A 12059-nucleotide genomic window follows, 5' to 3' on the forward strand; every position below is an offset into this window, starting at 1 on the left:
CCTGTGAGCGGCGACTCGGCCTCAAATATGGTCGCATATTGGCCACCACAGCGCAAGAGTTTTCTAAGGGTTCCTCCATGTCCACATCTGATGTCACCGATCGTTCATCCGTTCCCGATGAGCCGCGGGTGCACCGAAACCTTCGCCTGCTGAGCCTGATTCTCGGAATCGAAGCGATCGCAATGGTGATCGTCACCGGCGTTCTGGTAGTGGATCTCTTCACTCAGCGAGCCACTTCGATGGCCACCGCCGTCGCGCTGACCGCGCTGGTGGCGCTCGGTGCGGTGTGGGTGATCGCCCTCTTTATCGGGTCGCTTCGGGTGGCGCAGTGGGTGCGCGGAGGCGCGCTGATCTGGCAGGTTATTCAGCTGGCGATCGCCGTGGGTGCGTTCCAGGGGGAGACCGCGCAGCCGCTGATGGGCCTCGCGATCCTGATTCCCACCGCGGCCGCCATCGCGCTGCTGCTGAGCAAGCCGGTGACCGAGGCGCTGCGTCGCCGCGAGCTCGACCAGTACCGTGATGAGGTCGATCCGCGCGGCTAGCTCGCCCGCGACGAGGGCGACGAGCCCGGCTAACTGACCCGCGCGGTCAGGCTGCGCCGACTTGCGAAGATCGGCTGGCCGAGCAGGATGCCCGCCAGGATCAGCACCAGGCCCAGTATCTGCTGCAGGCCGAGGGATTCGCCCGCCAGCAGCGTGCCCAGGAGCACGCCAACCACGGGGTTGAGGAGGCCGATCAATCCGACGCTGCCCGCGCTCAGGTGCTTGAGTCCCGTGAACCAGGCGGTGTAGGCCAGCGCCGTGGCGAGGATAGAGACGTATCCAAACCCGAGCAGCATGCCGCCATCCAGCGCGGGCGGCGCCCCCTCGACGATGATTGCGGCCGGAATGAGCACGAGTGCGGCGGCGAGGAGCTGCCAGGAGGTGAGCGAGAGTGGGTCGACCTGCCCGGCCCAGCGCTTGGCGAGGACAAAGCCCACGGCGGTGAGCAGCATCGCGGTAACCGAGGCGAGCACACCGAGTGTGTTGATCTCGCCCCCGCCGCCGCCCAGCATGATGGCCACGCCGGCGAGGCCAAGTATGGCACCCGCGAGGGCGATCGCCCGTGGCTTTTCCTTGATGAGCGCCCAGGCGACGAGCATCATGAAGATCGGGCCGGTGGCCATGATCGTCGAGGCGATGCTAGTGGGCAGCAGCTGTGCGGCCACGTAGACCAGGGCGAAGAACGCGCCCATGTTGACGGTGCCGAGGACGAGCGCGCGCCACCACCAGGAGCCCCGCGGCAGCGTGCGCCGAATCGCGAGCAGAATGAGCCCGGCCGGCAGTGCGCGAATCACCGATCCCCAGAGCGGGGAGTCCGCGGGGAGGAGGTGGGCGGTGACGTAGTAGGTGGCGCCCCAGAGGATCGGGGCGATCGCCGTCACCAGAATCCAGCGCAAATTAGTTTCCATGGAAGATACTGTATCAGCTTCCATGGAAGCTATTTCGGAAATCGGCTAGGCTTGGGGCATGAGCACACCCGAAACGAGCGCGCCGGATCACGTCGACCGGATCCAGGCGGCCTGGGCGACCGAGCGTCCCGACCTCGACGTTTCCCCGCTCGGGGTCATCGGACGCCTGCACCGCGTGGGCAGCTTCCTGATGGTCGACCTGCTCGCAAACTACGCGCGCTTCGGCCTCGGCGAGGGGGACTTCGACGTGCTCGCGACCCTGCGGCGCGCGGGCGAGCCCTTCGAGCTCTCACCCTCGGATTTGGCGCGCAACACCATGGTGACGACCGGTGCCATGACCAAGCGCATCGACCGCCTGGAACGGGCCGGGCTCCTTACCCGGCGAACCGCCGAGGCCGACGGTCGCGCCCGCGTTATCGCGCTCACATCGGAGGGGAGGGACGTCATCGACATCGCGTTTACCGCGCATATCGGTGAGGAGCACCGCCTCGTGGCCGAGCTAGATCCGCGGGATCGCGCCGATCTCGAGCGTATCCTGAGCACCTGGCTTCGCCGCCTCGACTCCGCCGAGGATGGCGGGCCGGTGGAGGGCGGGCCGGTGGATGGCGAGCCAGCGGATACCAACCCCGAGGGCTAGATCGGATCCGGCAGGTTCTGGGTGTCCGGGGTTTCGCCGTCCGGGTCCTCGCCGCGACGGATCCTTCGCTTTCTTTCGCCGCCCCACCACATGATGAGCAGCGGAACCACCAGAACCAGGCGGCCGAGGGAGTCACCCCAGGTGGCGTTTTCGGGCTTGCCGGGGGTGATCGCAAAGATCACCACGATCGCCGGAATGATCGCGCCGAGCCACACCGGATTGCGCACGGAGAGCCAGTGGTGCAGCCAGAGCCCGCCGACACCCAGGATCGCGCCGATGCCGATCGTGAGGATCAGCAGCCAGAGCGGCATGTCGCTCAGGCGGGCATAGTCCTGGTTGAACGGATTGGCGAAAAACCGCTGCGCGGAGAACTCGGAGAATGCCGAGAACGCGAGGATGGGGCCGGGCACTAGGAGTCGATACCGAGCTTCTTGCGCAGGCTCGCGACGTGCCCGGTGGCCTTGACGTTGTACCAGGGCAGGGTCACGACGCCGTTTTCGTCGAGCACCACGGTGGAGCGTAGGGTGCCGAGGATGATCTTGCCGTAGTTGTTCTTCTCGCCGTACGCGCCGTATGCCTGGTGGACCGCGAGGTCTTCATCGCTGAGCAGCGGGAAGGGGAGGTGGTCGCGCTCCTGGAACTTCTTGAGCTTGCCGGGGGCGTCCTTTGAGATGCCGATGACGGTGTATCCGGCCGAGGCCAGCGAGGCGATATTGTCGCGGAAATCGCAGGCCTGGGTGGTGCAGCCCGGGGTCATCGCGGCGGGGTAGAAGTAGAGAATGACCTTGCCGCCGCGCAGATCCGCGAGGTGCACGGGCTGGCCGTCCTGATCGAGGAGCGTGAAATCGGGGGCGGTGTCGCCGAGTGCGAGACGGGGGTAATCGGTCATGTTTCCACCCTAGCGATTACCCCCGGCACCGACGAGTCTCCCACACGGGGATGACGATCGATGACGCGCTAGATCTCGGGTACGGTGCGCTGGGTCTCGGGTTCGGCGCGCTTCGCGAAGGTCTTGAGCAGGCGCTGCAGCGAGTCGAGCCGGGCGGGGCCGGCCTCGCCGAGTTCGCCGGAGGCGGCGGCCGCGGCGATCGCGCAGTCCGGGGCATCCTCGAGGTGGGTGCAGCCGCGCGGGCAGGTGTCGGCAACCTCGGCGAAGTCGCCGAACGCCTTCAGGATGTTGTCGGTGTTGATGTGGCCGAGCCCGAAGGAGCGCACACCCGGGGTATCGATGACCCAGCCCGCACCCTCGGCATCAGAGATGCGGTACGACACAGTGGAGGAAGAGGTGTGGCGACCGCGACCGGTGACGGCGTTGACGTGCCCGGTGGCCCGCTGAGCGCTCGGGACGAGAGCGTTGACCAGCGTGGACTTCCCCACCCCGGAGTGGCCCACAAACACCGTTGAGTGGCCGCGCAGGGCCGCGTGGATCTCGTCCAGCGGCATCTCGTCGGTGCGGCTGGTGAAGACCGGGATATCGAGGCCCACGAAGTTCGCGAGGAACTCCTCGGGGTCGGCGAGGTCGGTCTTGGTGACCACGAGCATCGGGGTGACCCCGGCGTCGTAGGCGGCAATGAGGTAGCGGTCCACCAGTCGGGCGCGCGGCTCGGGGTTTGCGGCGGCCACCACGATCAGCATCTGATCGGCATTGGCCACGATGATGCGCTCGACCTCGTCGGAGTCGTCCGCTGAGCGGCGCAGCAGCGTGCTGCGCTCCTGAATGCGGACAATGCGGGCGAGCGTGCCGTCGTCTCCGGAGAGGTCGCCCACGAGGTCGACGCGGTCGCCCGCGACGATGCCCTGCTTGCGCAGCTCGGAGGCGCGGGAGGCGGTGATCATGCGCTCATCGGTGCCGTTTTCGTCCACCATCACCTGGTAGCGGCCGCGGTCTACCGCAACGATCCGCCCGGTCTGGGCATCGCTGTGGCTCGGCCGCACCTTGGTGCGCGGGCGGGTGCCCTTTCGGTTGGGGCGGGTGCGGATCGCTGACTCGTCGATGTAGTCATCGTCGTCGTCGGGCCCGGTGACCTCATCCCACCAGCTCATGCGTAAACCGCCGTCACCGTGGTTTCGCGGCTCATGCGCGGACCGCCGCGGTCGGGTCGACGGTGCCGATCAGCATGCGCGCCCACATCTGCGGGAAGTCGGGCATGGTCTTGGCTGTCGCGCGGATGTTCTCGATCTCGACACCCGGGGTGACCAGGCCGATGATCGCGCCGGCGGTGGACATCCGGTGATCCTCATAGCTGAGCCACTGGCCGCCGTGCAGCGGCTGCGGGGTGATCCGCAGGCCGTCTTCGAGCTCCTCAACCTGGCCGCCGAGGCGTTCGATCTCGGTGCGCAGTGCCGCCAGGCGGTCGGTCTCGTGGTGGCGAATGTGCCCGATTCCGGTGAGCGTTGTAGGAGTGGTGGCCAGGGCGGCAAGGGCTGCGAGTGGGGGAGCGAGCTCGCCGCCGGTGGTGAGATCGATGTCGGCACCCACGATGGTCTCGGGGCCGGTCACGGTCAGTACGCCGTCGGCATATTCGACGGTGGCACCAAACTGCGGCAGCAGCTCGGCGAGGTGGGCACCCACCTGGGTGGTTTCGGCGGGCCAGTTCGGCACCGAAACGGTGCCGCCGGTCGCGACCGCGGCCACGAGGAACGGGGCGGCGTTCGAGAGGTCGGGCTCGATGATGACGTCCTGGGCACGAATGGTCTGCGGGGCCACGATCCACTCGCCGGTGGCGGGGGAGGAGACCTCTACACCGTGATCCGCGAGCACGCGGATGGTCATGTCGATGTGGGGAATACTCGGCAGGCGCTCACCGGTGTGCACAACGTGCACGCCCTCGGTGAATGAGGCACCGGCCAGCAGCAGCGCCGAGACGAACTGGCTCGAGCTGGAGGCATCGATCTCGATCCGGCCACCGCGCACCTCGCCGGTGCCGTGCACGGTGAAGGGCAGCGTGCCGCGGGCGTCGTCGTTGATGTCGACGCCGAGGGCGCGCAGAGCGGAGATCAGGGTGTTCATCGGGCGTCGACGGGCCGAGGGGTCGGCGTCGATCGTGGTGGGCCCGAGGGCGAGCGCCGCAACCGGCGGCAGGAAGCGCATGACGGTGCCGGCCTGGCCGCAGTCCACCGTGGTGGAGCCGAGGAGTTCCTCGGCGGGCTCGATGCGCAGGTCGTCGCCAAAGCCACCCTCGGTGGCGGCGGGAATCTTCGTGATGGTGACGCCCAGCGCGCGCAGCGCGGCGACCATGTTGTCGCTGTCCTGCGAGTGCAGGGGTGCGCGCAGCACGGTCGGGCCGTCGGCCAATGCGGCAATAATCAGCTCGCGATTGGTCAGTGATTTTGACCCGGGAAGGGGCACCGTGGCGCGGATTGGCGCGGATGCGAGGGGCGCGGGCCAGTCTCCGGTGTCTCCACCGGGGCGGTTAACGCCATAAATATCGAACTCGGGGGCGGAATACTGTGACTCAAGCATTGTTTACCTAATCTAGCGGCACTCAGCGACGAAAGGTGGACGGGTGGCACTTCAGACCCCGGTGCGGGACGAGTTTGCAGAGGTAATCGGCGACCTTACAGACCCCGCGACCGCACTCGACGTAGACTGGGAGGCGATGTCAGAAGACGAAGTATCCCAGAATCCCCCCGCGGGCGAAGACCCTCGGGCGTTGTTCGAGGAACAGGCACTGCCGTTCCTTGACCAACTCTATGGTGCCGCCATGCGGATGACAAAGAATCCGCCGGATGCCCAGGACCTCGTGCAGGAAACCTTCGTGAAGGCCTATGCGGCATTTGGGCAGTTCCGTCAGGGAACCAATCTGAAGGCCTGGCTGTACCGGATTCTCACCAACACCTACATCAACCAGTACCGCAAGAAGCAGCGCGAGCCCTATCAGGGCACGATCGATGATCTTGAGGACTGGCAGCTGGGTGGCGCAGAATCCACCACCGCGCGCGCTTCGCGTTCGGCCGAGGCCGAGGCCATCGACCGAATGCCGGACAGCGCGGTCAAGGAAGCGCTGCAGGCGATCCCGGAGGACTTCCGCCTCGCCGTCTATCTGGCGGACGTGGAGGGCTTTGCCTACCAGGAAATCGCCGACATCATGAAGACCCCGGTCGGGACCGTCATGAGCCGACTACATCGAGGACGTCGCCTGCTGCGCGACCTCCTCGCGGACTATGCAATCGAACGTGGGATCTCGATCCCCTCAGAGGCAAGGAGCGGTCAATGAGTGGAGACTGCGGCTGCGAAGCAGCCAAAACGAATTTGGAAGAGTATCTGCGTAACGAGGTCTGCAAGACGGACGCCGCGGACATTCGGGCGCACCTGGAAACCTGCCCGTCCTGCCAGGGCGAGGCGGATCTCTCGCGCACCCTGACCGAGGTCATTCAGCGCGCGTGCAAGGAGTCCGCCCCGCAGGACCTGCGCGACCAGGTGCTCGAGCGCCTGCGCAGCATTCAGGCCTCGCACGGCTAGCGACGAACGATCACGGCCCCGCGCCGCAATTGGGTTCCCACTCGATGGCGACGCGGGGTTTTGTGCGCGTGCCGAGGGTAGCGCGTAGCGAAGTGTGACGGCCTGGCACTGGTGCCGGGGAGGCGCGGGGCACTAGCGTCTGGAATTGGATGCATTATCGCGTCCCTTCCCGACCCGAAAGGCCCGCCCGCCCGTGAAACCACTGTTGTCGTCCGTGGTGGCCGCAGCGCTGCTGTTTGCCCCCGCCCTCGGCCTCGCGCCCGCCCAGAAACTCGCGACCCCCTCACCCGCCACCTCCGCGTTTGGTGCCCCGGTGACTGTCGAACCCCGGCCCGGTTCACCCGTGATTACGGCGCTGGAGCTGGACTCCTTTGCTCCCGGAGACACCACACTGCCGTCCGTGTGGTCGCCGTACTTTGCCCTCCTGTTTTCGGTGAGTGCGGATACGCCGCGGCCCGGTGACATCGTGACGATTGACCTCCCGTCCGATATGCGCGCCATCATCAACAATTCGGAGGTGTCGGTCACCCTCGCCGAGGGGGAGGACCCGACCCGGATCGGCACCGTGAGTGCCGTGAATGACGGTTCGCGGGTGTTGCTTGCGTTTACCGATGCCGTGAGCGGGGTTCGCGACCTGCGCGTCAACTCCATCGTGATGGCGCAGATCGCGAATCTGCGCGGCGAATCCGGTACCTACCGTGGGTCGCTTGCGACCTCATCCGGCACGTTCCCCGTGAGTGCCGACTATTCGGCTGCGCCGCCAGGCTTTAGCTCCGTCGGTGCCTACTGGGTGAACCCGCGCGGGAGTTCGGCCCCGCCCACCGACGCAGCCTTTGTGGCCCAGGAGGCGTTCGCGTCGCAGCCCGAATCTGCGAGTGCGGGCGGGCAGCAGTTTGTCACCCTGAGAGACGCCAGCCGACCCCTGGAATCCGATGTCGCGGTCCTGTGCACGGGCCTTCGCCTGACCGAGGTTCCCGAAGTACCGGAGACGCTCTCGTCCACGCTGACAACGGGCACGCCGCTGACCGCGGGCCGGGATTTCACCACGGATTGCGGCGAGGATGCGGACGGTCGCGCCGCCGTGACGGCGGTCATTCCGGAGCCGAAACCCGGTGTGTACTACGTAGTCTCTCAAGACTTTGCCGTGACGACGCTGGGTGGCACCATCCCAGTCGTGCCCAATGAGCCACCGATTCCCTCTCGGGCACTCAGCGTGTACGGCTGGGGAATGAAAACCGGTGCTGTTGGATCTCCCAACGTCGGTGGCCTCTCCAGCGTCATCTACTCCGGAGTATCGGAGTCACTGGCGATAGCCACGCCCGCAACGATCGGTGTGGACGTGGTTCGTGGCACCGTACCCAAGCCCGGCACCGTGGTGACCGGCGGGGAGAAGATCGATCTCTCGCTGACGGTGCAGAACACCGGCAACCTGCCGGTACAGGCCACCGTGCGCGACGTCATCAGCGGCGTAGCGCCCGCGCTGCTGGAGGTTCGGGTGGAACCCAGCGCGCTGGGCTCCGCAACCGTGAGCCGGGGAGACTCCGACGTGAGCGTTGCCTGGACCGGGCCACTCGAACCGGGCGACTCTCACACCCTGAGCTACTCGGTGCGGGTGAGCCGCACCCTGACCGAGGCGGCCGAACTGCGCTTCAACGCGCGCGTGGATGCGACATCTGACACCGGGCTTGATGCCGAGCAGGAGAGCCCCGAGGTAGAGTTCCCGGTGCGGGCCGATCCGACGGCTACGGTGAGCCCGAGCCCCTCGGAACCCGCGAGCTCGAGCCCCTCGCCGAGTACGAGCTCGTCGGGTACCCCGACCTCCACGCCGTCGGGTACCCCGACCTCCACGCCGTCGGGATCGGCCACGCCAACCGCAACCCCCACGGCCACGCCAACCGCAACGGCAACGCCCACCGGTACCCCGTCGGGATCGGCCACACCGACGGACCCGACGGCTCCTCCGACATCGCCCACCGGGCTTCCCGCATCTCCCACGGCCTCCGGCGGTCCGGGTGAACTGGGAGCCACCGGAACCGATCTGCCGCTCGCGGCCGGCACCGCGGCCATCGTGGTGCTTCTGGGAGCGCTCGCGCTCGCCGGAGACCAGCGTCGCCGACGCCGAACCACCGCGAACGACATCTAGGTCGTCCCCGAAGTACGGCGTTCCGCCCACTCTTCGGAGTGGGCGGAACGCGTGCGGCATGCGCGCCCGGTTCCCCGAGGGTGCCAGTCAATGGGGGCCATTCTGCCCTCCCGAATGGCAACCGACGTTGTCCTATTTTTCCTGCAATAGGCCGAGCAAGGCCAGGAGAATTCGGGCCTGAAACGAACCTTCAGTGTCGACGCTCGCCTTATTCTTCCGGGGCTCCGCACCATTTTTACCGTGCAGGTGAGAGGGGAACACCACCGTTGTTACCTCCTCATTCGTGAGCTTTCTTCCGTTGGTCAACAAGGCTTGTGGCATCGCCCAACTCTTTGGGCACAGCCGAACCGAGGAGGAAAGCTCGTGAAGACAGTATCCGTGAGACTGGCTGGGGCAGTGGCATTCGTCATTATCGCGGTGGCAGCGGCAGTGGTCGACACTCCGAATTCGCCTCATACATCACAAATCATCAACGTACCGATCAACGGAGAACATGATTTACCCCTGATGGCTGAGGCCGCCGCCGACCCGGGCGCTGGAGCGCTCGCAACGAAAACAGCCGAAAAAACGATTGCCGAGGCAGGGGGAATTCCGGCGGATCTCCGTGAGGTCCTCCGAGAATTGCAAGCGACTCCTGTGCACGACCAGCTCAACGCCGTCGTCTGGAACCCGGATACTGAGATTCTTGATGTGTATGTTTACAACGCCGATGTCGACGCTCTGAGCCCACTTTTGGATGAGCTATTCGGCAGCAGGCACCGACTAAACATTGATGACTTTCGGACCAGTGACCTCATCGAAAAAATGGAAGAAATCGCGGTGCACGCGCAGCGTGCTGGAATCCCCCTCTCCGGAATGAGCGTGGAGCCTGGCAGGAACGCCCTGGTGGTCACGCTTCTCGAAGAGTCGGCTTCTGAGAGTGAGAAAAACCGGCCGATACGACGTACCCTGCAGGGCACCAGGCTCAGTGTGGGTCAGGCCCAAGACTTTCTGCGAGAGCGGAGCTCCGTTCCCCTGATCTTTGTGAGGGAAGCGGTGGCTTAGCGGGCAGAGGTCTCCGATGGCGAACCGTCCGAATCCAGCCGGGTTGCGATCAGGGCGATGCCGAACCCGATCGTCGCCCCTAGGAACACGGGGAGGAACGCACCGGGGATCTCCGACCAGACGCGCGCACCGAGCATCGCCTGAACGGCGAAACCGCCGAGTGTGCCCAGCACCGTGATCGCCCAGAGCAGCGTGAGGAGCAGCCGGAATCCGCGCCTGGTCATCGCCTCACCGCGGGTAAAAAGGAGCGCCCTGAACCCGGTTTTTGTGCCCGTGGTGCGTGTCATTTCTGCCTCACCATTCTCGTCGTCGAGGGGATGCTTCGTGATCCGTGTGGATCCCTCAACGCTATCAACCGGTATCCGAGGTGTCCAGACGTACCCCGCCGCGGACGCAGCGGGATGCCGACGGGTGCTCCCCTGGACGTACCCCGCCGCGGACGCAGCGGGATGCCGACGGGTGCTCCCCTAGACGTACCCCGCCGTAGCCGCAGCGGGGTACTGACGGGTGCGTCCCTAGTGGGCCTGGTCGCCCGGCGACAGCCGGATGTCCTCGTTGTCGAGCATGTGCTGCACGCTCGCGAGGCGCGGGGAACTGTAGTTACCGGTGGAGCGGGCATCGAGCAGGGCGCTGCGCTGAGCATCGAGGATGACCCGGCGCAGGGCCCGGAACTCCTCGCTGACGCTCATGCCGTTCTCCTCGTTCTCGGCCTCCACGCGCGCGGTCCACTCCGCACGCACCGCCATCTGCTTGCGCGTGCGCTCGAGCAGTTCGGGGGAGAACTTCTTGCCGTCCGGGCGGCGCAGTTCGGGGCTGGCGAGGGCCGCCTCGCTCGCCTGATTAATCTCCTCCATCAGGCTCTGCAGCTCGCGCTTCTCGGCCTCCGCGGTGGGGCCGGAAACACCGAGCTTCCGGATCACCCAGGGCAGCGTGCCACCCTGCAGCATGAGCGTGGTGAATGCCACGGTGAACGCGATCAGAACGAGCTCGGCGCGGTGCGGGGTGCTGAGATCCAGCGACTGGGCCGCAGCGAGCGTCACAACGCCGCGCATACCGGACCAGGCGATGACCGTGCCACCACGCCAGCCGAGACCCTCGTTCGTGAGGAAGTTGAGGTCGGCGCTGCGGCGGGCGAGTAGGCGGCGGGCGCGATCCTTGCGGGCGTCATCCCAGCGCTCGTTATCCACCTCCTCGATCTTTGAGCGCACGCTGTCGATCCGGGGCTGCATCTGCGCGGCCCGGCGCTCCTCGGAGCGCAAACCCCAGATCATCGGGGTGACAAAGAGGAAGCGCAGCACGATCAGCAGGGCGGTGATGATCAGCCCGATCGTGATCGTCCAGACCGTGCCGGTCTCGCCGGCACGGGCATCTCCGAGCAGGCTGTTGAGCTGCATACCCATCACGAGGAACACGCCGTTTTCGAGCAGGAACTGCACGGTGCGCCAGTTCAGTCGCTCACTCACTCGATCCTGGGCACGGAAGTATCGGGCACCGCGATGCCCGGTGATCAGACCGGCCACCACCACGGCGAGCACCCCCGACGCATGGAACTCCTCGGCGGGAATATACGCGACGAACGGCACCACAAACGACAGCGCGGTGTTGAGTACCGGGTCGTTGATTTTCGAGCGGATCCACACGGTCACGTACCCGGCAATCACACCCACCACGATCGCGAGGGCGGCCGCATAGAGGAAGTCTCCGAGCGCACCCCAGATGGATACCGCGCCGGCGGTCGCGGCCACGGCCGTACGCAGCAGCACCAGGGCCGACGCATCGTTCACGAGGCTCTCGCCCTCGAGCAGGGTGACCAGCCGGGTGGGCAGACCCAGCCGCTTGGCGATCGAGGTGGCCGCCACGGCATCGGTGGGGCTGACCACGGCACCGAGCGCCACGCCCAGGGCGAAGCCGAGGTCCGGGATCAGGAGGTTCAGAATCCAGCCGATGAGCAGCGCGGTCAGGATGACCTGGGCGATCGAAAGCCATCCGATCGGCCGCATATTCCGGCGGAAATCCATCAGTGGAACGTTCACCGCCGAGGAATACAGCAGGGGAGGCAACACCACCACGAGGATGATCCAGGGATCAATGTGGAAGTCGGCGGGCAGCCAGGGCAGGAAGCTCATCCCCACACCCACCAGCACCAGGATGAGGGGGGCGGCGACCCCGAGCCGGTTTGCGAAGACGCTCACCAGCACGAGAATGAACACACCAACCACGAGCATGAGCGCAAATTCCATCTGGTCAGTTTACGCTTCGTGGATTAACGAACGGTAGCGTTTGGCCCGAACGGGGCCAACCTTCGCGCGGCACCCAGCGAACG

At 66.2% G+C, this 12059-nt stretch carries 14 protein-coding genes; 6 read left to right on the forward strand and 8 right to left on the reverse strand.

All coding sequences use genetic code 11. The features are described 5' to 3' along the window. The first annotated feature begins 77 nt into the window (after positions 1-77). Positions 78-542 carry a hypothetical protein gene (locus D9V32_RS07815; protein WP_121648342.1) on the forward strand — a complete coding sequence of 155 codons (465 nt, stop codon included), beginning with the start codon at positions 78-80 and terminating at the stop codon, positions 540-542. 29 nt (positions 543-571) lie between these two features. On the opposite strand, the gene D9V32_RS07820 is transcribed toward D9V32_RS07815, so the two are convergent. Next, positions 572-1450: an EamA family transporter gene (locus D9V32_RS07820; protein ID WP_121648343.1), complete on the reverse strand. Its 879-nt coding sequence runs from the start codon at positions 1448-1450 to the stop codon at positions 572-574. A gap of 58 nt (positions 1451-1508) precedes the next feature. Between D9V32_RS07820 and D9V32_RS07825 the strand changes: the two genes are divergently transcribed. Further along, entirely contained in the window at positions 1509-2087 is a 579-nt protein-coding gene (locus tag D9V32_RS07825; RefSeq protein ID WP_121648344.1) for a MarR family winged helix-turn-helix transcriptional regulator, read from the forward strand. On the opposite strand, the gene D9V32_RS07830 is transcribed toward D9V32_RS07825, so the two are convergent. The 4 genes from D9V32_RS07830 to aroA all read right to left on the reverse strand — a co-directional run bounded on the left by D9V32_RS07830 (position 2084) and on the right by aroA (position 5550). Continuing rightward, positions 2084-2497 (reverse strand): hypothetical protein, encoded by a 414-nt coding sequence (locus D9V32_RS07830; protein ID WP_121648345.1) that lies wholly within the window; start codon positions 2495-2497, stop codon positions 2084-2086. The two genes, D9V32_RS07825 and D9V32_RS07830, sit on opposite strands and share 4 nt — an antisense overlap. Then, complete coding sequence (bcp, locus tag D9V32_RS07835) at positions 2497-2976, reverse strand: thioredoxin-dependent thiol peroxidase (protein ID WP_121648346.1); 480 nt, start codon at positions 2974-2976, stop codon at positions 2497-2499. Before bcp ends, D9V32_RS07830 begins: the two co-directional genes overlap by 1 nt. A gap of 68 nt (positions 2977-3044) precedes the next feature. Further along, positions 3045-4130 carry a ribosome small subunit-dependent GTPase A gene (rsgA, locus tag D9V32_RS07840; protein WP_121648347.1) on the reverse strand — a complete coding sequence of 362 codons (1086 nt, stop codon included), beginning with the start codon at positions 4128-4130 and terminating at the stop codon, positions 3045-3047. A 31-nt stretch (positions 4131-4161) separates the two neighbouring features. Continuing rightward, on the reverse strand, positions 4162-5550 hold the full coding sequence (gene aroA, locus D9V32_RS07845; RefSeq protein ID WP_121648348.1) for a 3-phosphoshikimate 1-carboxyvinyltransferase: 1389 nt from the start codon (positions 5548-5550) through the stop codon (positions 4162-4164). A gap of 136 nt (positions 5551-5686) precedes the next feature. Between aroA and D9V32_RS07850 the strand changes: the two genes are divergently transcribed. The 3 genes from D9V32_RS07850 (at position 5687) to D9V32_RS07860 (ending at position 8692) form a co-directional block, all read left to right on the forward strand. Continuing rightward, positions 5687-6304, forward strand: coding sequence for a sigma-70 family RNA polymerase sigma factor (locus D9V32_RS07850; protein WP_121648449.1), 618 nt, complete (start codon positions 5687-5689; stop codon positions 6302-6304). After that, on the forward strand, positions 6301-6549 hold the full coding sequence (gene rsrA / locus D9V32_RS07855) for a mycothiol system anti-sigma-R factor (protein WP_030148920.1): 249 nt from the start codon (positions 6301-6303) through the stop codon (positions 6547-6549). The genes D9V32_RS07850 and rsrA overlap by 4 nt, the downstream gene beginning before the upstream one ends. A gap of 193 nt (positions 6550-6742) precedes the next feature. Further along, a complete protein-coding gene (locus D9V32_RS07860) occupies positions 6743-8692 on the forward strand; it encodes a DUF7927 domain-containing protein (RefSeq protein WP_147440426.1) in 1950 nt (649 codons plus the stop codon). A gap of 132 nt (positions 8693-8824) precedes the next feature. Here the strand turns inward: D9V32_RS07860 and D9V32_RS07865 are convergent, their stop codons facing one another. Further along, the gene (locus tag D9V32_RS07865) at positions 8825-9013 is read right to left on the reverse strand and encodes a hypothetical protein (RefSeq protein ID WP_121648350.1); all 189 of its coding nucleotides are present in this window, start codon (positions 9011-9013) and stop codon (positions 8825-8827) included. A 42-nt stretch (positions 9014-9055) separates the two neighbouring features. Between D9V32_RS07865 and D9V32_RS07870 the strand changes: the two genes are divergently transcribed. Continuing rightward, the gene (locus D9V32_RS07870) at positions 9056-9736 is read left to right on the forward strand and encodes a hypothetical protein (protein ID WP_147440427.1); all 681 of its coding nucleotides are present in this window, start codon (positions 9056-9058) and stop codon (positions 9734-9736) included. Here D9V32_RS07870 and D9V32_RS07875 read toward each other — a convergent pair. Then, positions 9733-9960 (reverse strand): hypothetical protein, encoded by a 228-nt coding sequence (locus D9V32_RS07875; protein ID WP_147440428.1) that lies wholly within the window; start codon positions 9958-9960, stop codon positions 9733-9735. The two genes, D9V32_RS07870 and D9V32_RS07875, sit on opposite strands and share 4 nt — an antisense overlap. 291 nt (positions 9961-10251) lie before the next feature. Continuing rightward, entirely contained in the window at positions 10252-11976 is a 1725-nt protein-coding gene (locus D9V32_RS07880; protein ID WP_121648353.1) for a cation:proton antiporter, read from the reverse strand. Positions 11977-12059 lie beyond the last annotated feature (83 nt).

It is taken from the genome of Mycetocola tolaasinivorans, assembly GCF_003667565.1.
Classification (GTDB): domain Bacteria; phylum Actinomycetota; class Actinomycetes; order Actinomycetales; family Microbacteriaceae; genus Mycetocola; species Mycetocola tolaasinivorans.